This window comes from Pseudarthrobacter sp. GQ63 (genome assembly GCF_059758765.1).
The window spans coordinates 207,012-227,213 of sequence record NZ_JCAXEF010000003.1 but is presented as its reverse complement, the minus strand read 5'-3'; the positions used below and the strand labels follow the sequence as shown (position 1 = coordinate 227,213).

Below are 20,202 nucleotides of genomic sequence, written 5' to 3'. Positions count from 1 at the left end.
TGTAGGACAGCCCCTAGGACAGTCCCGCTGCAGGACAACCCCGCTGCGGATAGTCCTACAGCGGGTAGACGGACACTGCTGCGGCCTTGACCACAAGGTGCACCGTCATCCCCGGGACCAGCCCGAGGTCCGCCAAGGCGGCCGGCGTGATGTCAGCCGCCAGCCCGCCGCCCCGCACGCGGATCTGGTCCCCATGGGGTTCCAGGTCCGTAATGGCCACTGCGAAGGAGTTCCGGGGGCTGCCGTGCGCGTCGGTGAGGAATACAGAAACGGCCGACGGCGGGAACACGGCCACCGCGGGACGGCCGGCGGGGACGGGGTCCTCGCTGTGGCCGGCAATATGCCCGCGGGTGGCCAGGATGCCGTCACCGGCGGAGGTTCCCACCACAAAGTTGAGTCCCGCCAGCCCGGCGGCGAACGCGCTGCGCGGCTTGTGCAGGACCTGCCGGGTGGGGCCTTCCTCAGCAATCCGGCCGTTCTCCAGGATGACCACCCTGTCGGCAAGCATCAGGGCATCCAGGACGTCATGGGTGATGATGATGGCCGGCCGGTCCGCCAGGACCCGCTTGAGCAGGCGCCGGAGCAGAGGGGCGGAATGGATGTCCAGCGCCGCCATCGGCTCGTCCAGGAGGAGGAGCCCGGGATCCGCGGCGAGCGCCCGGGCCACCGCCACGCGCTGCGCCTGCCCGCCGGACAGTTCGGCTGGACGGCGGCCCGCCAGGTCCCCGGCTTCAACATCGTCCAGCCACCGCACCGCCTGCTGCATAGCCTGGCGCCTCGGCGTCCCGGCGCTCCGCGGCCCGAAAGCCACGTTGTCAGCCGCGGTGAGATGCGGAAAGAGCAGCGGCTCCTGGGCCAGCAGCGCCGTCCCGCGGTGGTGGGGGGCGGCCCACCGCTTCTCCCCGTCCCCCAGGTGGAACAGAGTCCGGCCGTTCAGCTCGGCCCGCCCCCTGTCCGGCCGTACAAGCCCGGCGATGACGGAGAGCAGGGTTGACTTGCCGGCGCCGTTGGGACCCATCACGGCCACAGTTTCCGTGGCGCCCAGCGACAGGGCAACGTCGAAACCGCGCTCTGCCACGGCTGCCTGGAACGAGAACGTCACGTGAGGGCACCGCCTGCCCCGGCAGCCGTCGTCGGCCGCTCGCCCGAAGCCTGCTTCCTGGCTTTCCCATCCGGGCCCCTGCCGCCGGAGCGCCGGTAGGCAAGGGCCACCACCGCGGCGGCCACGGCCACCAGTACCAGGGAAAGCGCGACGGCGGCGTCCGGGTCGGTCTCGCGCTGCAGGTAGATTTCGAGCGGCAGTGTCCGGGTTACCCCCTGCAGGCTGCCGGCGAACGTAAGCGTGGCGCCGAACTCCCCGAGGCTCCGGGCGAAGGAAAGGACCGCCCCGGATGCCAGCCCCGGCAAGACCAGCGGGAGCGTGACGCGCCGGAAGACGGTTCCCGGCGTTGCCCCCAGCGTCGCGGCCACGGCCTCGTACCTCTGGCCGCCGGTCCGGAGGGCACCTTCGAGGCTCACCACCAGGAACGGCAGGGCCACAAACGTCTGGGCCAGCACCACGGCGGTGGTGGAAAACGCGATCTGCAGTCCCAGCACCTCGATCGCCCCGCCCAGGAGTCCCTGCCGGCCGAACGTGTACAGGAGGGCAATGCCGCCAACCACCGGCGGCAGGACCAGGGGCAGCAACACCAGCGAGCGCAGGAGCCCCAGCAGCGGAAACCTGCCCCGGGCCAGGACCACCGCGAGCGGTACCCCAAGCACAATGCAGAGGGCAGTGCTGGCCGCCGCCGTACGCAGGCTCAGGCCCAGCGCCGCCAGTGCCGGCGCGGACGTGACCAGCGGAATGAAGTTGGCCCAGTTGACCCGCGCCACCATCGCAACGAGCGGGAGGACCACCACCAGGGCGGCCAGGACTGCGAGCCCATACAGCCAGCGGGGAACGCCGGTGTACGCCTGGCGGCGCGCGTGCCCGCCGGTCACCTGGCGCCCGCCCCGTGGATGCGCATCACGCGGGGCCCGGCCCAAAGCCGGCCGCCGCCAGGACCTCCTGGCCTTCGGGGCCGGCCAGAAGGTCCAAAAACCTGCCCGCTGCGGCTTTATTGCTGCTGCCGGCCAGCACGGCGGCAGGGTACGGGTTCACTGCGGCTCCTGCCTCCGCGAAGGGGATGCCCTCCACCCGGGCGCCGGCTGACCGGACGTCCGTGACATACACGAGCCCTGCATCCGCTTCACCGGAGATGACTTTGCCCAGGACGTCCGTCACGGAGTTTTCCTCGCTGACCGGGCTGAGCACGGTACCGGTACTGTCCGCCACCCTGGCGGCGGCCGCCCCGCAGGGCACTTGCGGGGCACAGGCCACGAGTTTGATACCGGTTTTGGCCAGGTCCGCGAAGGAGCGGATGCCTGCCGGGTTTCCTGGCGGGACTGCGATGGCCAGGGTGTTGGTGGCAAAGTCGCGCGGTCCGCCGTCCACCAGGCCGGCCTCCTGCACCTTGGCCATGGTGCCGGCGTCCGCGGACGCAAACACGTCCGCGGGCGCTCCCTGGCTGAGCTGGGTGGCCAGGTCCGCTGATCCCGCGAAGCTGAGGCTGACGGTGGTGCCGGGGTTTTCCGCTTCGAAGCGTTCGGCGAGTTCGGTGAAGCTGCTTTTGAGGGAGGCTGCGGCGAACACGGTCAGTGTGCTGCTGCCACTGCCGGCATCCGCGTCACCCTTGCCGGTGCACGCGGCCAGCGAAGCGGTCATCAGTACCGCCAGCAGCAGCGCCGTCAGTCTTTGTTTCCCCGTCACAGCGCCTTGCCCCGGGGCGTTTCGATGATCACCGTGGTGGCTTTGACCACTGCGGTGGCCACGGAACCCGGTTCCAGCCCCAGCTCCCGCACGGCCTCGCTGCTCATCAGCGACACCACACGGAACGGCCCGCACTGCAGTTCCACCTGGGCCATGACCTTGTCCGCGGTGATGTTGGTGACCAGGCCCACGAACCGGTTGCGGGCCGAGCTGCCCGTGCGGTGGGGATCATCCGGAAGCTGCGCGAGTTTCTGCGCATGCAGGGCCAGCTCCAGCCCGTCGACTGCCAGCCGGCCGGCGTCGTCCTTTACCGGGGTGAGGCTCCCGTTCTCTGTCCAGCGCCGGACGGTATCGTCGCTGACGCCCAGGAACCGGGCCGCCTCGGCCACGCGGATAATGTTCATGCCATCAGTCTAATCCGCAGATACGGATGAAAGCGCCCCCTGCTGCCGCATTTCCGGAGAGCTTGAGGCAGTGGGCGCCACCCCGGTGGGCGCTCGGTTTGTGCCTGGTTCCGGCCCGGCGTGCGCTCCTGCCCGGTTGCCCGCCCGGACACGCCGGAGCTGCCGGCGGGTCGGTGCGGAAACCGGCCGCCGCCACCACGTAACCGGGCGGGAGCGCACCCCCTCCGCGGGTTCGGGCCCAATTAGACTTCCCCCATGGCCATCTTCATCGACCCGCCGCTGTGGCCTGCGCACGGAACCCACTTCTCCCACCTCGTTTCGGATGAGTCGCTGGAGGAGCTGCACCTGTTCGCAGCCGCGGCGGGCATCCCCGAGCGGGCGTTCGACGGCGACCATTACGACGTCCCGGAGCGCCGCTTCGATGACCTGGTGGCTGCCGGTGCCGTTCCGGTCGAAGCCCGGATCCTGGTCCGCACGCTGATCGCCAGCGGCCTCCGCATCCCCGCCCGCCGGCGCAACAAGTCGTTAAAGGTTCCGCTGCTGAACCGCTGGAACACCGTGATGCCCGGCCACGACGCCCTCTTCCTGGACCTCCTGGACCGCTGGAGCGAGCCGCACCGCCGGTACCACGGCTGCACCCACCTGCTGTCCGTCCTTGAATCCCTCGACCTGCTCACCGATCCTGCCGATCCGCCGCGCACGGTCCTGCTGGCGGCCTGGTTCCACGACGCCGTCTACCGCGGGGTGGCCGGCCAGGACGAGGAGGAGTCCGCCCGCCTCGCCGAAGAGCGGCTGCAGGCAGCAGGCCTTCCGGAAGCGGAGGCGTACGAGGTGGGGCGGCTGGTCCGGCTGACTTCGGACCACCGCCCGGAACAAGGGGACGACGACGGCGCGCTCCTCTGCGACGCCGACCTCTCCGTCCTCGGCGGGGAACCTGGGGAGTACGCGCGGTACGTTGCGGCCGTCCGCCAGGATTACGCGCACATTGGCGACGCCGACTTCGCCGCCGGGCGCACCGCCGTCGTGCGCCGCCTGCAGGAACTGGACCCGCTGTTCCACAGCGGCAGGGCACGGGAGCTGTGGCTGGACGCCGCGCACCGCAACTTGAAAGGCGAACTGGCGTGAACGCATCCACCTCCAACCCGCGCCACACCATGACGGCAAGCGCCGCGCACCGGCAGCTGCCCTCCGCCGTCCGGATGGAGTGGGGGCTCGACGGCGCCAGGACAGTAGCGTCCGGCGCGGACCTTGCCGTCGTGGTGGACGTCCTGTCCTTCAGCACCTGCGTCAGCATCGCCCTGGACCGCGGAGCGGAAGTTTTCCCCTTTCCCTGGAAGGACACCGGCGCTGAGGACTTCGCCGCGCGCCACGGCGCACATCTGGCAGGTCCCCGCGACGGGGGCGGACTCAGCCTCTCCCCCGCAAGCTTCCGGGCCGCGGCATCCCTGGACCGGGTGGTCCTGCCGTCACCCAACGGCTCCGCGCTCTGCCACGAGCTGGCCCGCGAGGTCCCCCTGGTGGCCGCCGTGAGCCTCCGCAACGCTGCCGCCACCGCCGAGTGGGTGGCCGCCAGCCTCCCCGCGGATGCCGTCATCGCAGTGATTGCCGCCGGCGAGCGCTGGCCCGGCGGCGGACTCCGGCCCGCCGTGGAGGACCAGATCGGCGCGGGCGCGTTCATCGCCGGCCTGGTGGCCGCGGGCAAGGGCGGGTACGAGCCGGAGGACGGCCGGCACGGCTACTCGCCGGAGGCTGTAGCGGCCATGGCCGCCTTTGAAGCCGCCGAGCCGCGCCTCCGCGAGATGCTCCACGCCTGTTCCAGCGGCCGCGAGCTGGCCGGCGGCGGCTACGGGGCGGACGTCGATATCGCCGCCGAACTGGACGACAGCGACGCCGTGGCCCTCCTGGTCAACGGGGTGTTCAGTCCGCGCTGACCGGTGCGGTCAGCGGGCTGGCCTCTACACGGAGGCTGGTGCCCAGGCCGGCAGGCAAAATGGCCGGCAGCTCCCGCCTACCGGTAGGTGGAGACGAACGGCTGGCTGGTGGGCACGATCTGCTTGCCCAGCGGCATCAGGGACACCGGAATGAGCTTCAGGTTGGCGATGGCCAGCGGGATGCCGATGATGGTGACCGCCATGGCGAAAGCGGTGACCACGTGCCCGATCGCGATCCAGACGCCTGCCACCAGGAGCCAGATCACGTTGCCCAGCAGCGGGAAGACGCCGGTGCCGCCGGGCTTGTCCACCACGGTGCGGCCGAAGGGCCAGAGGGTGTAGGCGGCGATCCGGAACGAGGCGATGCCCCACGGGATGGTGATGACCAGCAGGCAGCAGATGACACCGGCCGCGAAATATCCGAGCGCGAGCCAGAACCCGCCAAAAACCAGCCAGATGATGTTGAGCAGTGTCTTCATTCATCCATTGTCCCCCGCGTCCGCCGGCAAACAGCTCAGGGGCTTCCCTGAGAGGCCCCTGAACCGGCTCCCGATGTGCCGCCTCAACCGCGGTGCCGCCTAAACCGTGGACTCGGCTTTCGCCGCATGCACGAACGCGCGGACCTTGGCCAGGTCCTTGACGCCGCGGGATGCCTCAACACCGGAGGAAACGTCCACTCCCCAGGCGTGGGCGGCAGCTGATGCCTTCCCCACGTTCTCCGGGTCCAGGCCGCCGGCCAGCAGCCAGCTGCGTCCCTGCAGGGCAGGGAGGCCGGCCACCGAACCGTAGTCCCAGGCCTCGCCCGAACCGGGAACGGCGGCGTCGATCAGGAGCAGGTCCTCGCCCCAGTCCTCCAGCTCCTCGGGCGTGGCACTCAAGGTGACGGCCCTGACCAGCTTCATCCCGGCGTCGTGCACGGTGGCAACGTCCCCGCGGGTGCGCGTGCCGTGCAGCTGGATCCATTCCAGCCCGGCGGCGCGGGCAATGGCCACGGCGTCAACAACGGGCTCGTCGCGGAAAACGCCGATCGGCAGAACCCTTTCCGGGACCTCTGCCAGCAGGGCCGATGCCTGCGAGGGCGAAACCACGCGGGGGCTGGCGGTGAGGACGAAACCCACCGCATCCGCTCCGGCGTCCACCGCTTCACGGACAGATTCTGGCGTGCTGAGACCACACACTTTGACGAACATTCCCGGCTCCTTCAGGCTGTTTTCGTGTTGTCCCCCCGGAGGAGAGTAGCAGGGAAGGATGGGAGCTGCCGACACCTGCCGCCTGCACCCCGCCCTGCGCGGGCAACTAGGCTGAACAGATGGAGATCATCCGCTTTGCCGACCTTAAATCCGAACCGTGGCGCAACGGCGGCGGGGTAACACGCCAGATCGCGGGCCACTCCGGCGCCGCCTCCGGACAACACGGCGCCTCCGGACATGACGACGGGTGGGACTGGCGGGTCAGCATCGCCGAGGTCAGCAAAGCCGGGGACTTCTCGCCGTTTCCCGGAATGGAGCGGGTGCTCACGGTGGTTGAGGGCGAGCTCCTGCTGCTCACCGTGGATGGTGCTGAACATCCCCTCGAAAAGTACCGCCCGTTCCGGTTCCCCGGCGGGGCCGACACCACCTGCGCCCTCCCCACGGGGGACGTCCGCAACCTCAACGTCATAACCCGGGCAGGGAAGTACAAGGGCTTTGCATCCATCATCGAGCTCTCGAAGAAACGCGCCCACCCCCTTTTCGCCGGCCAGTTGGGCGTCCTGCTGCAGGGCCAGGCCACGGTCTCTGCCCCTGCTGCCCCTGCCGCTGCCGCGGCCGCTGCAGCCGGGTCCGGAGCGCCTGGGCCGGTGGCCCTGGACCGCTACGACGCCGTGGTGGGCTCGGATAGCGGTTCCCCGGAGATCCTGGGCCGCGGCTTCCTGGCCGTTTTGTCCATCGATGAGGTTACTGGCTGAGGCTGAAGCGCCCGACGTCCACTACGGCATTGTTCCGGCGCGCTTCCTCGGCGGCGAAGACGGCGGCGTGGCTGACCAGGGACTCGTCCAGTCCGGACACCACCCCCGACCAGTCCCCGCCGGCGAGCGCGGCAACCCAGGCGGAGATGAGGCCGCGGTCGCCGCCCTCGTGCTTTTCGCCCCGGACCTGCGGGACGGCAGCGGCCACGGGGTGGACAGTTGTTGTTCCGGTCAGGAAGTCGTAGACGGAGATGGCTCCGGCTTCGATGGTGATCTCGCCGTGGCTGCCGAAGATGCGGGTCCGCCGGGGGCCTGCGGCGGTGAAGGCCGTGGCGGTGAACGCGGCGGTTGTGCCGTCCTCGTATTCGATGTTCACCACCTGGTGGTCCACGACGTCGTTGTCCGAGAAATAGACGCAGCGGCCGTAGGGTCCCGTGGCCAGGGCGTGCAGCAGTGATTCGGGGGTGCCGCCAGGATCCACGACGTCGGCGAAGTACGCCCGTGCCGGGTCCGGCCTGCCGCCGTTCGGTGGCCGCCCGGCGCCGTAGATCTTCAGCGCGGAGTAGGGGCAGCGTGGTTCAGCCGGGCAGTCGATGCAGCGCCGGGTTGCGCCTTCCGGTGCCCCCTCGGGACGGAAGTGGGCCAGCTGCCCGAAGGAGGATACCCGCAGGGGCCTGCTGCCGATGATGAAGGAGAGCCAGTCGACGTCGTGCGTGCACTTGGCCAGCAGGAACGGACTTGAGTTTTCCTCGCGGCGCCAGTTCCCGCGGACGTAGGAATGCGCGAAGTGCCAGAAACCAACGGGCTCCAGGTGCTGGACGGAGATGATCCGGCCTACCGCTCCGCCGGCCAGGAGTTGCTTGAGCAGTGCGGTCAGCGGGGTGTAGCGCAGTACGTGGCACACCGTTGCCCTGGTGCCGGTTTCACGGCTGAGGCGGTCAAGTTCGGCGCAGCCGGCGGGGTCGACGGCGACGGGCTTTTCCAGGAGGATTGGGTAGCCGTGGGCTGCGGCTGCTGCGAAGGGGCCCGCATGTTCACGGTCCGGTGTGGCGATGATGATGCCGTCGGCGGGCAGGCGGCCGGCCAGCATCGCCTGCCAGTTGTCGAAAACCCCGCTGTCCGGGACGCCGAGTTCCTTCGCCAGTGGGCCGCGCAGCTCGGCGCGCGGCTCGGCAAGGCCCACCACGGTGGCCCGGCCGGTGGCAGCGGCGAGCCGGGCATAGGCGGCGCCCCTGGCTCCGGCGCCGGCGATGAGGAGGCGCACCGGGCCTGCGTGCTTGCTGGCGGCGCCGTCGTCGTGTGCGGGGAGGCCCGGCGGCAGGGCGCCCACGGATCAGCCGTTCCCGGGATCGGCAAGCCATTCCAGCGCCACGGCCGCTGTCCATGACTGGTCCATGCTGCCCAGCGGTTCACCGGTGAAGGGCTCGTAGTACTCACCGAAGTGGCCCTCCATCAGCTGCGCCAGGGAGGCCTCGCGCAACTGGCCGTATCGCTTCCCGTCGCCGCGCCTGCGCAGGCAGTGGGCCAGGTACCAGTTCATCACCGGCCACACCGGCCCCCGCCAGTACTGGCGGGGCTTCAATCCTTCGTACGTGGTGGAGGTGGAGGCCGGCAGCGGGAAGGCCAGGCGCGGGTCTCCGGTCCAGTCCGGCCCTTCGAAGATCTCAAGCTGCCTGTCGAGGAGGGCCTGGTCCGCGGTGGAAACCAGGGGCGCGAACCCGGCGATGGTGGGCGGTCCGATCCATTCGCCCGCCAGCACGTCCCTGTCCCGCGCAAGTCCCGTCTCCGCATCCACGGTCGCGTCGACGCCGTCGCGGAATTCCCTGGCCCACTGCCGCAGCTGGGGCGCTTCCTCGGGCAGGCCGAACTGTTCAGCCAGCACGGCGAGGTCCTCGCTGGCCGCGGCAAAGATCGCCGACATGAAGACATCCTTGACCTGGAAGGACATCACCCCGGGCAGCCGGGCGTCGTCGAATCCCACGTCGGCCATCTGCTGCACCAGCCACAGGTAGCGGCTGTACTCCTCGTCGCTGGGACGCTGGCTGTGGTCCGTGACCTTGAGTGTGTCCGTGCGGACAAACGGCTCCATGTCGCCGGGCTGGACCCTGGAGTACGGGCCGTCGAAGCGCGGCGAGTTGTCCATCCCGGACTCCCAGCCGTGGTAGATGGTGAGCAGGCCCGAGCCGTCCCCGCCGCGGGCGCTCCGCAGCCAGGCGTGCCAGTCGATCCAGTGCGGCAGGGTCCGCCGGGTGAAATCCTCCGCGAGCCTGGCATCCTCGCCGCCGGCCGCCGTCGCCCGTTCCACGATGCGGCGCAGCATGGTGGCGTGGACCGGCGGCTGGCAGATGCCGCTGGACTGCACGCCCTCCGGCGAAACGCCGCGGGTCCCCCACCGGTCCACGTCGGGGAAGTAGCCAGGGACGTCGGAGAACACGATGTGCGGGATCATTCCGCTCTTCCACTGCGCGGCCACCAGGTAGTCCAGCTCCTGCAGGGCGCGGGCCACGCTCACGGTGGAGAGGCCGGTGGCCACGAAGGCGGCATCCCAGCTCCACATGTGCGGGTACAGGTTCGGCGCCGCCGTCACCATCGTGCCGATGTCGTTGGCCGCCAGGACGTCCCTTGCCCGGCTCCCCAGCTCCCCAAGGGTGCGGATGGGAAAGCTGTCGTCGCTGTTACCCTCCGGCGCGTGGCTCATGCCGTGAGTCCAAGCTGGGTTTCCGTATCGAAGAACCGGATGGCGGCCTGGTCGAAGCGCAGCCCCACCTTTTCTCCTGAGGAGACGCGCACGGTGGAGGCCACCTGCACTTTGATGGTCTGCCCGCCCAGGTCCACGGTCAGCAGCGTGGCGTGGCCCAGCGGTTCCACCACTTCCACGGTGGCGTCCAGAGTGCCCGGCGTGCCGCGGTCCTCGAGGTAGATGTTCTCCGCCCGGATTCCGACCATCACGGGGAGGCCGCCGGACCGGGCTGCGGAGCGGGCCAGGAATTCAGGGGCCTCGGTGCTTTGGCCGGCGACTTCCAGGGCGCCGTGCTGGGTGACGCGGCCCTCCAGGAAGTTCATGGGCGGTGAGCCGATGAACCCTCCCACGAACCGGTCGGCGGGCTCCTCATAAACCGTGATGGGATGGCCCAGCTGGGCGATCTGCCCCTTCTTCATCACGGCGACCCGGTCCGAAAGGCTCATGGCCTCCACCTGGTCGTGGGTCACGTAGAGGGTGGTGGAGCCCAGCTGCTGGACGATCTTCTTCAGCTCCGCCCGGAAGTCGAGGCGCAGAAGCGCGTCAAGGTTGGACAAGGGCTCGTCCATGAGCAGCACGTCGGCGTCCATAACGATGGCGCGTGCGACGGCGACGCGCTGCCGCTGCCCGCCCGACAGCTGGGCGGGGTACCGGTCCAGGTAGGGGGTCAGCTGGAGCAGGTCCGCCGCCCACGCGACCTTCTTTTCCAGTTCGTCCTTGGGAACCTTCTTCATGACCAGGCCGAACGCGATGTTGGTGCGGACTTTCCGGTGCGGGAAGACAGCGTAGGACTGGAACACCATGGACAGGTTCCGGTCCTGCGGCGGCAGGTAGGTCACGTCCCTGCCGCCGATGGAGATGCTTCCCTCGTCCGGGAAGTCCAATCCGGCCACCATGCGCAGCAGGGTGGTCTTTCCGCAGCCCGAAGGCCCCAGGAGCACCATGAACTCGCCCTCGGCCACATCAAGGGAAACGTTGTTGGTGGCCAGCTCGGTGCTGCCCGGGTAGGTCTTTTTGAGACCCTTGATCGAGATGTCAGCCATGGAACAGCCTCTCTGGAACGCACTCAGCGGATGGTGGAGCCCCACATGTTGGTGAGGTAGCGGCGCATGAAGAAGATGAAGATCAGTGCCGGAATCACCAGCAGGAAGCCGCCGGCAAACCGGTAGGCCAGCGGTGACTCGGCGAGGGAACTGAGGACCTGGGCCGGCAGGGTGCGCTGGTTCAGCGTAAGGATCGACGCGCCCAGCACCTCGTTCCAGGACATCACGAAGGTGAAGATCGAGGCCGCGGCAATGCCCGGAATGGCCATGGGCATCACCACCTTGATGAAGGCCTGCACCGGGCTGCAGCCGAAGATCCGGGCGGCTTCCTCAACGTCGCGCGGCACGCCCAGGAACACCGAGGAGGTGATCAGGATGGTGGTGGGCAGTGCCAGTGCTGTGTGGAGCAGGACGACGGCCAGGACGCTGTCGTACAGCCCGGTCTGGAGGAAGAGCTGCGCCAGCGGCACGGAAAGCACCACGATGGGCAGGGCCCGGGTGAAGAGCAGGAAGAGCTGGTACGGGTCCCTGCCGGGGAAGGCAAAACGCGCCACCGCGTAACCGGCCGGGACGCCGATGATCAGGGACAGCAGGAGGGTGAAGATGCCCACCTGGACGGAGTTGATGAGGCCGCCCAGGATGCCCGTGGACTGCAGGAACGTCTGCATGGTCTCAAGGGAGAAATTGTTCGGGATGAAGCTCAGCGGGAAATCCTGCAGGGCCGCCCTGCTGGAGGTGGCGGACAGGGCGATCAGGTAGATCGGCAGCGCCATGAAAAGCGTGATGAGGATGCAGCCCACCTGGAGCAGGATCCGGTTCCGCCGCCGCTTTGCCAGCGGCCTGCGGTCCACCTCCGGCGCCGGGCGGTCTGCCGGGGCCGTTGCCTTGTTGGTGGTGGCGTGGCTCATCGCGGGGCCTCCGACTGGTCTTTCAGGAGCTTGAGGTATCCGACGGCGGTGACCATGGAAACTGCCATCACCACCAGGGCCAGGGCCGACGCCACGTTGGCGTCCTGCAGCCCGGTGTACCAGCGGTAAGTCTCGCCGACCACCAGCGGGAAGTTCTGTCCGGTGAGGGCCAGTGCCACCGCGAAGGTCTGGAAGGCCAGGATGGTCCGCAGGATCAGGGCGGTCTGGAGGCTGGGCCGCAGCAGCGGCAGGGTCACGTGCCACAGCCGGTCCCAGAAGCCGGCCCCGAAAACGCCGGCCGCCTCCTCATAGTCCTTGGGGATGGACTGCAGCCCGGCGACGACGATCACGAACACCAGCGACGTTGCCCGCCAGACTTCCGCGATCAGCACGGCCATGAACATGGATGCGTAGTTGTCGTAGGCGAGCCACGAGACAGGCTCAAGGCCCACGGAGGCGAGCACGGAGTTCAGGTACCCGCGGTCCGTGAAGACCGTCAGCCAGACCAGGCCGGCGGCAAGGTCGCTGACCGCCAGGGGGATGGCCCAGATATAGAAGTACACCGAGGATCCGCGCGGTTTGGCCCGGATCAGCAGGGCCATGGCCAGCGCCAGGACGAACTGGATCGGAATCATCACCACGATCAGCAGCAGGGTGTTGCCCACAGAAGACCAGAAATAGGGGTCCTGCGCCATCCGGGTGAAGTTCGCCGTCGTCAGTCCTTCCGGGCCGCCGAACGCCTGGAGGATGCCGCTGACCATTGGCCAGCCGAACAGCAGGGTCATAAAGACGATGGACGGGGCAATCAGCAGCATTGCCGCCGACGTTCCGCTCCTCCGCGGCGGCCGGCCGCGCGGCCTGGCGGGCCGGGGCCGGGGCCTTGCGGCAGCGGGTGCGTCCGGGGAAGCCATCACGCAACCCTGCACTGGTCAGCGTCGGGGTCCGGGGCCCAGCAGGGAACATTCAGCGTGTCCATGATGCTGGCCAACTCCGCCCCCTGGCGGTCCAGCGTCGCCCTGACGTCTGCGTTGTTCAGGCAGATCTCCTGGAAGCAGTTCTTGAACAGCTGGGAGACCTGCGGGTCCTTGTCGCCCAGCCCCACGGGCGGGAGCGCGAGGATGGCGTCCGGGGCTTCCTGCTGCGCCTTGACGGCCTTGGCCTCCAGGGCGATGCCGCCCGGCAGGTCGCTTCCGATATCCGCCTCCACCACCGGGAAGAACGCGTTGGACTTCAGCGTCTCGATTTGCGCCTCCGGCTTTGACAGCGCCTTGATCAGCTCGAAGGCCTTGTCCTTTTCCGGCGAACCCTGGGGCACGGCCATGCCGCCGACGACGAGCAGGTAGCCCTTGCCCTTCGGGCCGGACGGGGCGGGCACCATCAGCCAGTCGTCAGGCTTGTCCTGGACCGCGTTGATGAGGCGTGCCACATGGTCCCATGCCACCAGGACTTCCCCGTTGCCCAGCGGTTCCTGCATGAAGTCGTAATTTGCGGAGGCCGGATTCATGTTGGCCCACAGGTCACGCATGTAGGTCCAGGCGGTGACGGCATCGTCATTGCGGAACGTGGTGATCTGCCCGCCGGTGAAGCTGGGGAGGAGGAAGCCCTGGTAGAAGCGGTGGTGGAGGCCCTTCGGCCCGGCCGGAATGCCGAATACCGGACGCCCGCCGTTCGCCGCCTTGGCTGCCTGGGCCCACGCCAGGAAGTTCTCGTAGGTCAGGTTGTTGACGTCGGCGCCCGAGGGCAGCCAATCCAGCGCCTTCTTGTTGACCGCCACCACATAGGTCGCCTGGATCCAGGGGATGTACCGGGGAGAATCCGTTCCGAGCTTCGCCAGCTCCAGCAGGTCGTCGGAGAAGCCGGCAGACGAAAGGTCGTTGGTCAGGGAGCTGAGGTCCTCGAACTGGGACGCGAAGGGGATGAGGTCGCTGTGCAGGCCCGCTGCGATGCCTATCTCAACCTTTCCGGCGGCGAGCTGGGACTTCAGGGTGGTGTTGAAGATGCCGGTGTCCACGGGGTTGTAGGCCACCTGGATGTCACCGGCGAACTTCTTCAGCGTGGCTTCATATCTCTGCCGCTCCTCCACGGGGGAGAACTGGGTGGAAAGGAAGTTGACGGAGCCTTCCCCTCCGCTCCCGCTGGTGTTCACGCCGCAGGCTGCCAGCAGGGGGCCGGTGGCCAGGGCCATCAACCCTCCCTTGAGCAAGGTCCGCCGGCTGAGGTCACGGTGGGCAAGATCCGACATTGGAACCTCCTGCTGCAAGGGCAGATAGTATTTTTGTCTGATGATCGATCATAATTGTGTGATCTAGACCACGTCAATGGCCAGCCCGCGGCGCGGGCAGGCCACACATGCAAAGGAAGCGGGCAGGATGACCCAGCAGAGGACGCTCGTCGGGGGCTCAGGCCAACCTCCCGTGGGGCCCGCCACCAGCGCCGGCCACGTCCTCCAGCTCCTGCGCTCAAGCCCGGCCGGATACAGCCGGGCGGACCTGCTGGATATCACGGGAATGGCCCGGTCCACCCTTTATGAGCGGCTGGACGCTCTCTTCGCTGCGGGCCTGGTCTACGAATCCACGCCGCTGCGCTCCCAGCGCGGCAGGCCGCCCCGGGCCCTCCGCTTCGATGACCGCAACAAGCTGGTCCTGGCGATCGAGATCGGGCACACCCACGCCAGCATCCACCTCCTGTCCCTGGGCCGGGATATCGTGGCCTCCGCCCGGCTGCCCATCAAGATCAGCCAGCCCCAGGAAGGCGTGGCCGGCACTGTCATCGAAGAGTCCCTGCGGCTCCTCGACGGGCGGCAGCCGGTAGGAGCAGGGGTGGGGCTGCCGGCCCCGGTGGACCCCCTCCACCGGCTGGGCCTGGAACGCACCGTCCTGGCCCACTGGGACCTGCAGCGCCTGCAGGACGTCATGGAGGCGAGGCTGGACTGCCCGGTCCTGCTGGAAAATGACGCCCGCTCGATGGCCGTCGGCGAGGTCCGGGAGCCGCTCGAGTCCCTCGTGGCAGTGAAGGTCAGCACCGGCGTCGGCTCCGGCATCATTGTGCGGGGCGCCCTGGTCCGCGGCGCCCACGGTGCCGCCGGGGACATCGGGCACGTGCGGATTCCCGAGGCCGCGGGACGCCGCTGCCGCTGCGGCAGGGACGGCTGCCTCGCGGCCGCGGCGTCAGGACGCGCGCTCCTCGCGGAACCGGAACTTGCCCGCTACGGCACCCTGCGCCAGCTCGTTGACGCGTGCGGCAGCGATCCCGCCGTACGCTCCGCCGTCACGGAAGCCGGGCGGGTGCTGGGACGCGCGCTCGCAGCGACGGTGGGGACGCTGAATCCCGGCCGGATCGCCGTGGGCGGACTGGTGGGCGTGCTGCCGGATTTCCTGGGAGCCTGCCGGCAGCAGATCCTCGACGACGCCTTTGAACCGTCCCTGGTGGACCTTGAGGTTGTCTCCGCGGACAGCCGGACGGCCACGGCCGTCGGGTTGTGCAAGCTCGTTGAAGAGAGCCTTTACGCGCCGGAGCGGGTGGAACAGCTGCTGGCGCAGCGGGCCGGCTGAGCAAAGTGCCACAGGGCAGCCTTGCCTTGCAGAAGCAGAGCCTTTCCACACTGGTGGCTCCCCCGGGCCGTCCCTAGACTCGGGCTATGACCACTTCATCGTTCAATGCGCTCCTGTCCACCCAGATCGGCAACGAGTTCACCGCGTCGCAGCAGTACATTGCCGTGGCCACCTGGTTCGCCAACCAGGACCTCCCCCAGCTGGCGCGCTACTTCTACCGCCAGTCCGTGGAGGAACGGAACCACGCCATGATGATGGTGCAGTACATGCTTGACCGGGACATCCCCTTCACCATTCCCGGCGTTCCGGCTGTCCGCAACGACTTCGCCTCCGTCACCGAGCCCCTGGCCCTGGCCTTGCAGCAGGAGAGGGAAGTCACCCGCAACATCGAGGACCTGTTCCGGGCCGCCCGCAGCGAAAACGATGCCCTGGGCGAGCAGTTCATGCTGTGGTTCCTGAAGGAGCAGGTGGAGGAAGTGGCGTCCATGACCACCCTGGTGAACATCGCAGAGCGCGCGGACAACCTGTTCGACATCGAAAACTTCATTGCCCGCGAAACCATCGGCGACGGCGGCCGGGACTCCTCCGCCCCCGAGGCTGCCGGCGGGGCGCTCTAACCCCCCGCCCGGCCCAACTGGGTCGCAGCAGATGTCGGATTGAGCCGCCAAAAGAGCATCTGCTGCTACCTAGTTGGGTGGAGCAGGCGGTGGTGAGGTTGGGCACCAAACGAGCCCGACGCCGTCGCGCGTTGCTATTCTGGAAACCAAGGCTCCGCACCTGAGCCTCCGGACGACGGTTCAGTACCCGGAACGCGACAAGACTGGCCAAAGGATCTGCCATGTCGTGGTTAATACTTCTTCTCTCCGGTGCGCTCGAGGCCGTCTGGGCCGCATCCCTGCACCGCGCCTTCCAGGCTTCCGGGCGGCAGCGCCTCGCCCCGGCCGCACTTTTCCTGGTCTCCGTCGCCGCGAGCACGGGCGGCCTTGCCATCGCAATGCAGTCCATCCCCACCGGCACCGCCTACGCGGTCTGGGTTGGGGTGGGCGTGGTGCTGACTTCCGCCTACGCCATCGTCACCAAGGCGGAACGCCCGACGGCGGCGCGCCTCCTCCTGCTGTCCGGCATCGCTGTGTGCGTGGTTGGCCTGAAGGTGGTGGCGTAATGCTGCGGCGATCACTTCCCTGGCTGGTGCTGCTGGCCTCGGCCGTCCTCGAAGCCGTGTGGGCCACCGCGCTGGGACTGTCCGACGGCTTCAGCCGGCCCGTCCCCACCCTTGTTTTCGCCGTGACGGCCACCCTGAGCATGCTGGGCCTGGGCTGGGCCATCCGCACCATCCCGCTGGGCAGCGCCTACGCCGTGTGGGTGGGCATCGGCGCCGCGCTGACGGTGGGCTGGGCGATGGCCACCGGCGTGGAGCCGTTCAGCGTGCTGAAGGTTGTGTTCATTGCCGGGATCGTTGGCTGCGCCGCCGGCCTTAAGGCGCTGCCGGCCGAAAGGGACCAGCCGGCTGCCGAACCTGCGCACCGCTGAGGGCGGGCAGTCTAGGCTTTTGCCATGGACTCCCCCGAGATCGCCGCAGCTGTCGCCGGACTGCGCGATGCCTTGCGTAGCGCCCCGGGCGGCGGGCGGCGGATACTGCTGGGCATCGCGGGTGCGCCGGGCGCCGGCAAGTCCACGTTCGCTGCCTGGCTGCAGCAGCAGTTCGGGCCCGGGCAGGCGGTGGTGGTGCCCATGGACGGCTTCCACCTGGGCAACGCCATCATTGAGGGCACGCCGCTGCGGCAGCGCAAGGGTGCCATCGACACGTTCGACGCCGGCGGGTACCTTTCGCTGCTGCGCCGGCTGGTGCGGCGGGACGAGGCAGTGGTCTACGCGCCGGAGTTCCGCCGCACCCTCGATGAACCTGTGGCGGCGTCCATCGCCATCCCCGCGGAAGTTTCCCTGGTGATCACGGAAGGCAACTACCTGTTGTTCGAGCAGGAACCCTGGAAGGACATCCGGGCGCAGCTGGACGAGGTCTGGTTTGTTGATGTTCCCCCAACGCTGCGGCTGAACCGGCTGGTGGAACGGCACATCTCGTTCGGAATGGAACGGGCCGCGGCGGAAGCCTGGGCAGCCGGCCCGGACCAGGCCAACGCCGCGCTGATCGAGGCCACCCGTCCGGCGGCCAGCAGGATTATTCCCTGGCACTAAGGGGTTGCCACTACCAACGGCATCTCGAAACAGCGCCGGTCATGGCGAAGAAACAGGAGAACTGATGGCACACGTGGTAAACCTCGGAGTCGGGCTCAACGTCAGCCCGCTCGGCTTCGGCGGCATGGCCCTGACACCCGTGTATGGGGAGGTGGACCAGGAGGACGCGCTCCGCACGCTGCACCACGCCGTCGACTCCGGTGTCACCTTCATCGACACTGCGGACATCTACGGCGGGGGCAGCAACGAGGAACTGATCGCGAAGCTGCTGAAGGAGCGGCGGGACGAGGTCCAGCTGGCCACCAAGTTCGGGCTGGTGGGCACGCCGGCGGACGGCTACACGGATATCCGCGGCGACGCCGCCTACATCCGCCAGGCCGTGGACCGCAGCCTGCACCGGCTGGGCACAGACGTGATCGATCTCTACTACATGCACCGCCGCGACCTCCGCGTTCCCCTGGCGGAAACCGTCCAGGCCATGGCGGAGCTGGTACAGCAGGGCAAGATCAGGCACCTGGGGCTGTCCGAAGTGACGGCCCGGGAGCTGGAGGAAGCCAGCGCCGTGCACCCCATCGCGGCGGTCCAGAGCGAGTGGTCCATCTGGAGCCGCGACGTGGAACGCAACGTCGTTCCTGCTGCTGCCGCCCTGGGAACCGGTTTTGTGCCGTACTCGCCGCTGGGCCGGGGATTCCTCACCGGCACCGTCGACGCCTCCAGCCTGGGCGAGAAGGACTTCCGCCGCCGGATCCCCCGGTTCGCCCCCGATGCTGCCGGCGCCAACCAGGCAGTGGTGGACACGGTGCAGGCCGTGGCGGACAGCCTGGGCGCGACACCCGCGCAGGTTGCGCTCGCCTGGCTGCTCGCCCAGGGCAGGAGGCTGGGGCTGCCCGTCGTCCCCATCCCCGGCACCCGCAAAGCCCACCGGATTGACGAGAACCTCGGCGCCCTGGACCTGGAACTGACCCCGGCGCACCTGGACGCGCTCGGCGAAGCGTCGGACGCCGTCGTCGGTTCCCGCTCAGCCGACCCCAGCTTTGTGTCCGAAGGGCGCGAATAAAGCATCACACGACGCCGAAGGGCGGCCCCGCAGGGGACCGCCCTTCGGCACGCGTCAGGTCAGGAGGCGGAACGTGCTTCCCGGACCAGCTCGGCACAGCGTTCGCCGATCATCATGGTGGTGATGTTGGGGTTCACGGTGGTCAGCTCCGGCATGACGGAGGCGTCAGCCACCCTCAGCCCGGTGACGCCCTTGACGCGCAGTTCGGGATCCAGCGGCGACATCCCGTCGTCGGCCGCGCCCATCCGGACCGTCCCGGCCGGGTGGTACACGGTGTTGTGGGTCTTCCGGATGTAGTCGGTGATCTCCTCATCGCTCTGGATCTCCGGGCCGGGGTACAGCTCGGTTCCCACCCAGTCAGCCAGCGCCGGCTGCGCGGCAATTTCGCGGGCCTTCCGGATTCCGGCGATCATCACGCGCATGTCGTGGCCGTCCGGGTCGGTGAAGTAGCGGGGGTCCACCCTGGGCTTGTCCCGGAAGTCCTTGCTGCGCAGTTTCACGGTTCCGCGGCTGCGGGCGTGCGTGACGTTGGGCGTGAGGCAGAAGCCGTTCTCCGTGGTGGGGAAACCCTGCCGCAGCGTGTGCATGTCGAACGGCACCGAGCCGTAGTGGAACATCAGGTCGGGACGGTCCAGGCCTTCCTCGGTGGTGGTGAAAATTCCTGCCTCCCACCACTGCGTGGACGTCTCCGTCATGGGCTGCCTGGCCTCCCACTGGATCACGCCTTCGGGGTGGTCCTGCAGGTGCTCGCCGACGCCCGGCGAGTCCACACGGACGGGGATGCCGAATTCCTCCAGCTGGGCGGCCGGGCCGATGCCCGAAAGCATCAGCAGCTTGGGGGAATCGATGGCTCCGGTGGAAACGATCACCTCGGCCCGCGCGGTGAGCTCATGCGTCCGGGAGAAGGCGTTGTCCACCACGGCAACGCCGGTGCAGCGGTTGGCGGCGTCGAAGGTGAGTTCCTTGGCCCGCAGCCCGGTCAGGAGCGTGAAGTTCCCGCGGTCCATGATCGGGTGGATGTAGGACACCGAGCTCGAGGACCGGGTACCGTCCGCACGGCGGTTGATCTGGAAGAATCCGGCGCCGTTGATCACCGTCTCACCGGTGTTGAAGTGCGCCTTGGGGATGCCGGACTGTTCGCAGGCTTCCAGCATGGCCCGGCCGGCGGGATCCGACGCCGGGACGTTCATCAGGTGCACCGGGCCGCTGTCGCCGTGGTGGGGCGCGTCGGGGCCGGCGTCCTGGTTGGTTTCCAGCTGCTTGAACAGCCGGAAGGCCAGGTCCGAGTTCCAGCCGGTGGCGCCGAATTTCTGCTCCCACTCGTCGATGTCCTCGCGGGGCGCCCAGAAGGCGATGCAGGAGTTGTGGCTGGAACAGCCGCCCATGACCTTGGCCCGGGCATGCCGCATGAAGGAGTTGCCGTTTTCCTGCTCCTCGATGGGGTAGTCCCAGTCGTAGCCGGATTCCAGCAGCTCCATCCAGCGGTCCAGCTGCAGGATCTCGGGAAGGTTCCGGTCATCGGGCCCGGCTTCCACCAGGGCAACCTCCACGGCCGGGTCCTCGCTCAGGCGGGATGCCACGGCGGCCCCGGCGGAGCCGCCGCCGATCACGATGTAGTCGAATTCCGTCTTTGCTGCCATGT

Annotated in this window: 22 protein-coding genes and 1 riboswitch; of the genes, 9 read left to right on the top strand and 13 right to left on the bottom strand. The window is 68.7% G+C overall.

What is annotated here, in order from left to right; genetic code table 11:
• Positions 1 to 55: 55 nt before the first annotated feature.
• The 4 genes from AC6CHP_RS08280 to AC6CHP_RS08265 are packed head-to-tail and all read right to left on the bottom strand — an operon-like array spanning position 56 to position 3,192.
• Positions 56 to 1,102 carry a sulfate/molybdate ABC transporter ATP-binding protein gene (locus tag AC6CHP_RS08280; RefSeq protein WP_498229094.1) on the bottom strand — a complete coding sequence of 349 codons (1,047 nt, stop codon included), beginning with the start codon at positions 1,100 to 1,102 and terminating at the stop codon, positions 56 to 58.
• The gene (locus AC6CHP_RS08275) at positions 1,099 to 1,980 is read right to left on the bottom strand and encodes an ABC transporter permease (RefSeq protein WP_498229092.1); all 882 of its coding nucleotides are present in this window, start codon (positions 1,978 to 1,980) and stop codon (positions 1,099 to 1,101) included. Before AC6CHP_RS08275 ends, AC6CHP_RS08280 begins: the two co-directional genes overlap by 4 nt.
• Before the next feature lie 25 nt (positions 1,981 to 2,005).
• A complete protein-coding gene (gene modA, locus AC6CHP_RS08270; RefSeq protein WP_498229301.1) occupies positions 2,006 to 2,743 on the bottom strand; it encodes a molybdate ABC transporter substrate-binding protein in 738 nt (245 codons plus the stop codon).
• 41 nt (positions 2,744 to 2,784) lie between these two features.
• Positions 2,785 to 3,192, bottom strand: coding sequence for a TOBE domain-containing protein (locus AC6CHP_RS08265; RefSeq protein ID WP_174175169.1), 408 nt, complete (start codon positions 3,190 to 3,192; stop codon positions 2,785 to 2,787).
• A gap of 255 nt (positions 3,193 to 3,447) precedes the next feature.
• Here AC6CHP_RS08265 and AC6CHP_RS08260 point away from each other — a divergent pair, with 255 nt between their 5' ends.
• Positions 3,448 to 4,317, top strand: coding sequence for a DUF4031 domain-containing protein (locus AC6CHP_RS08260; RefSeq protein WP_498229090.1), 870 nt, complete (start codon positions 3,448 to 3,450; stop codon positions 4,315 to 4,317).
• Positions 4,314 to 5,123 (top strand): 2-phosphosulfolactate phosphatase, encoded by an 810-nt coding sequence (locus AC6CHP_RS08255; RefSeq protein WP_498229088.1) that lies wholly within the window; start codon positions 4,314 to 4,316, stop codon positions 5,121 to 5,123. The genes AC6CHP_RS08260 and AC6CHP_RS08255 overlap by 4 nt, the downstream gene beginning before the upstream one ends.
• 77 nt (positions 5,124 to 5,200) lie before the next feature.
• Here AC6CHP_RS08255 and AC6CHP_RS08250 read toward each other — a convergent pair whose 3' ends face one another.
• Together AC6CHP_RS08250 and AC6CHP_RS08245 are read right to left on the bottom strand one after the other, a co-directional pair.
• Positions 5,201 to 5,602, bottom strand: coding sequence for a YccF domain-containing protein (locus tag AC6CHP_RS08250; protein ID WP_104186460.1), 402 nt, complete (start codon positions 5,600 to 5,602; stop codon positions 5,201 to 5,203).
• Between the two features lie 99 nt (positions 5,603 to 5,701).
• Positions 5,702 to 6,313, bottom strand: a complete 612-nt coding sequence (locus tag AC6CHP_RS08245) for a phosphoribosylanthranilate isomerase (RefSeq protein ID WP_104186461.1) — start codon at positions 6,311 to 6,313, stop codon at positions 5,702 to 5,704.
• Between the two features lie 119 nt (positions 6,314 to 6,432).
• Between AC6CHP_RS08245 and AC6CHP_RS08240 the strand changes: the two genes are divergently transcribed.
• Positions 6,433 to 7,068 carry a HutD/Ves family protein gene (locus AC6CHP_RS08240; RefSeq protein ID WP_498229085.1) on the top strand — a complete coding sequence of 212 codons (636 nt, stop codon included), beginning with the start codon at positions 6,433 to 6,435 and terminating at the stop codon, positions 7,066 to 7,068.
• Here AC6CHP_RS08240 and AC6CHP_RS08235 read toward each other — a convergent pair.
• From AC6CHP_RS08235 to AC6CHP_RS08210, 6 genes are read right to left on the bottom strand one after another with little or no spacing between them, the layout of a single operon-like run.
• Positions 7,058 to 8,398 (bottom strand): Gfo/Idh/MocA family protein, encoded by a 1,341-nt coding sequence (locus tag AC6CHP_RS08235; RefSeq protein WP_498229083.1) that lies wholly within the window; start codon positions 8,396 to 8,398, stop codon positions 7,058 to 7,060. The genes AC6CHP_RS08240 and AC6CHP_RS08235 overlap by 11 nt on opposite strands.
• A gap of 3 nt (positions 8,399 to 8,401) precedes the next feature.
• A complete protein-coding gene (gene ggh / locus AC6CHP_RS08230) occupies positions 8,402 to 9,766 on the bottom strand; it encodes a glucosylglycerate hydrolase (RefSeq protein ID WP_498229081.1) in 1,365 nt (454 codons plus the stop codon).
• On the bottom strand, positions 9,763 to 10,851 hold the full coding sequence (locus tag AC6CHP_RS08225; protein WP_498229079.1) for an ABC transporter ATP-binding protein: 1,089 nt from the start codon (positions 10,849 to 10,851) through the stop codon (positions 9,763 to 9,765). The genes ggh and AC6CHP_RS08225 overlap by 4 nt, the downstream gene beginning before the upstream one ends.
• Positions 10,852 to 10,874: 23 nt before the next feature.
• On the bottom strand, positions 10,875 to 11,759 hold the full coding sequence (locus tag AC6CHP_RS08220) for a carbohydrate ABC transporter permease (RefSeq protein ID WP_104186465.1): 885 nt from the start codon (positions 11,757 to 11,759) through the stop codon (positions 10,875 to 10,877).
• On the bottom strand, positions 11,756 to 12,670 hold the full coding sequence (locus AC6CHP_RS08215) for a carbohydrate ABC transporter permease (protein ID WP_219816813.1): 915 nt from the start codon (positions 12,668 to 12,670) through the stop codon (positions 11,756 to 11,758). The genes AC6CHP_RS08220 and AC6CHP_RS08215 overlap by 4 nt, the downstream gene beginning before the upstream one ends.
• Positions 12,670 to 14,001 carry an ABC transporter substrate-binding protein gene (locus AC6CHP_RS08210; RefSeq protein WP_377192783.1) on the bottom strand — a complete coding sequence of 444 codons (1,332 nt, stop codon included), beginning with the start codon at positions 13,999 to 14,001 and terminating at the stop codon, positions 12,670 to 12,672. Before AC6CHP_RS08210 ends, AC6CHP_RS08215 begins: the two co-directional genes overlap by 1 nt.
• A 127-nt stretch (positions 14,002 to 14,128) precedes the next feature.
• Between AC6CHP_RS08210 and AC6CHP_RS08205 the strand changes: the two genes are divergently transcribed.
• The 6 genes from AC6CHP_RS08205 to AC6CHP_RS08180 all read left to right on the top strand — a co-directional run bounded on the left by AC6CHP_RS08205 (position 14,129) and on the right by AC6CHP_RS08180 (position 18,560).
• Complete coding sequence (locus AC6CHP_RS08205; RefSeq protein WP_377192785.1) at positions 14,129 to 15,310, top strand: ROK family transcriptional regulator; 1,182 nt, start codon at positions 14,129 to 14,131, stop codon at positions 15,308 to 15,310.
• Positions 15,311 to 15,396: 86 nt separating this feature from the next.
• The gene (locus tag AC6CHP_RS08200; RefSeq protein WP_188731281.1) at positions 15,397 to 15,927 is read left to right on the top strand and encodes a ferritin; all 531 of its coding nucleotides are present in this window, start codon (positions 15,397 to 15,399) and stop codon (positions 15,925 to 15,927) included.
• A gap of 146 nt (positions 15,928 to 16,073) precedes the next feature.
• Positions 16,074 to 16,139, top strand: a riboswitch (guanidine-III (ykkC-III) riboswitch).
• A gap of 9 nt (positions 16,140 to 16,148) precedes the next feature.
• Entirely contained in the window at positions 16,149 to 16,472 is a 324-nt protein-coding gene (locus tag AC6CHP_RS08195) for a DMT family transporter (RefSeq protein ID WP_377192787.1), read from the top strand.
• Complete coding sequence (locus AC6CHP_RS08190; RefSeq protein ID WP_188731276.1) at positions 16,472 to 16,840, top strand: DMT family transporter; 369 nt, start codon at positions 16,472 to 16,474, stop codon at positions 16,838 to 16,840. The genes AC6CHP_RS08195 and AC6CHP_RS08190 overlap by 1 nt, the downstream gene beginning before the upstream one ends.
• A gap of 24 nt (positions 16,841 to 16,864) precedes the next feature.
• Complete coding sequence (locus AC6CHP_RS08185; RefSeq protein ID WP_377192789.1) at positions 16,865 to 17,503, top strand: nucleoside/nucleotide kinase family protein; 639 nt, start codon at positions 16,865 to 16,867, stop codon at positions 17,501 to 17,503.
• A 64-nt stretch (positions 17,504 to 17,567) separates the two neighbouring features.
• The gene (locus AC6CHP_RS08180) at positions 17,568 to 18,560 is read left to right on the top strand and encodes an aldo/keto reductase (protein WP_377192791.1); all 993 of its coding nucleotides are present in this window, start codon (positions 17,568 to 17,570) and stop codon (positions 18,558 to 18,560) included.
• A 59-nt stretch (positions 18,561 to 18,619) separates the two neighbouring features.
• Here AC6CHP_RS08180 and AC6CHP_RS08175 read toward each other — a convergent pair whose 3' ends face one another.
• Complete coding sequence (locus tag AC6CHP_RS08175) at positions 18,620 to 20,200, bottom strand: GMC family oxidoreductase (protein ID WP_377192793.1); 1,581 nt, start codon at positions 20,198 to 20,200, stop codon at positions 18,620 to 18,622.
• Positions 20,201 to 20,202 lie beyond the last annotated feature (2 nt).

Excerpts from the sequence above, each read along its gene's own strand:
- modA (WP_498229301.1), bottom strand. The coding sequence starts at position 2,743 with ATGACCGCTTCGCTGGCCGCGTGCACCGGCAAGGGTGACGCGGATGCC.
- AC6CHP_RS08265 (WP_174175169.1), bottom strand. The coding sequence starts at position 3,192 with ATGAACATTATCCGCGTGGCCGAGGCGGCCCGGTTCCTGGGCGTCAGC.
- AC6CHP_RS08260 (WP_498229090.1), top strand. The coding sequence starts at position 3,448 with ATGGCCATCTTCATCGACCCGCCGCTGTGGCCTGCGCACGGAACCCAC.
- AC6CHP_RS08250 (WP_104186460.1), bottom strand. The coding sequence starts at position 5,602 with ATGAAGACACTGCTCAACATCATCTGGCTGGTTTTTGGCGGGTTCTGG.
- AC6CHP_RS08245 (WP_104186461.1), bottom strand. The coding sequence starts at position 6,313 with ATGTTCGTCAAAGTGTGTGGTCTCAGCACGCCAGAATCTGTCCGTGAA.
- AC6CHP_RS08240 (WP_498229085.1), top strand. The coding sequence starts at position 6,433 with ATGGAGATCATCCGCTTTGCCGACCTTAAATCCGAACCGTGGCGCAAC.
- ggh (WP_498229081.1), bottom strand. The coding sequence starts at position 9,766 with ATGAGCCACGCGCCGGAGGGTAACAGCGACGACAGCTTTCCCATCCGC.
- AC6CHP_RS08225 (WP_498229079.1), bottom strand. The coding sequence starts at position 10,851 with ATGGCTGACATCTCGATCAAGGGTCTCAAAAAGACCTACCCGGGCAGC.
- AC6CHP_RS08220 (WP_104186465.1), bottom strand. The coding sequence starts at position 11,759 with ATGAGCCACGCCACCACCAACAAGGCAACGGCCCCGGCAGACCGCCCG.
- AC6CHP_RS08215 (WP_219816813.1), bottom strand. The coding sequence starts at position 12,670 with ATGGCTTCCCCGGACGCACCCGCTGCCGCAAGGCCCCGGCCCCGGCCC.
- AC6CHP_RS08210 (WP_377192783.1), bottom strand. The coding sequence starts at position 14,001 with ATGTCGGATCTTGCCCACCGTGACCTCAGCCGGCGGACCTTGCTCAAG.
- AC6CHP_RS08205 (WP_377192785.1), top strand. The coding sequence starts at position 14,129 with ATGACCCAGCAGAGGACGCTCGTCGGGGGCTCAGGCCAACCTCCCGTG.
- AC6CHP_RS08200 (WP_188731281.1), top strand. The coding sequence starts at position 15,397 with ATGACCACTTCATCGTTCAATGCGCTCCTGTCCACCCAGATCGGCAAC.
- AC6CHP_RS08195 (WP_377192787.1), top strand. The coding sequence starts at position 16,149 with ATGTCGTGGTTAATACTTCTTCTCTCCGGTGCGCTCGAGGCCGTCTGG.
- AC6CHP_RS08190 (WP_188731276.1), top strand. The coding sequence starts at position 16,472 with ATGCTGCGGCGATCACTTCCCTGGCTGGTGCTGCTGGCCTCGGCCGTC.
- AC6CHP_RS08185 (WP_377192789.1), top strand. The coding sequence starts at position 16,865 with ATGGACTCCCCCGAGATCGCCGCAGCTGTCGCCGGACTGCGCGATGCC.
- AC6CHP_RS08180 (WP_377192791.1), top strand. The coding sequence starts at position 17,568 with ATGGCACACGTGGTAAACCTCGGAGTCGGGCTCAACGTCAGCCCGCTC.
- AC6CHP_RS08175 (WP_377192793.1), bottom strand. The coding sequence starts at position 20,200 with ATGGCAGCAAAGACGGAATTCGACTACATCGTGATCGGCGGCGGCTCC.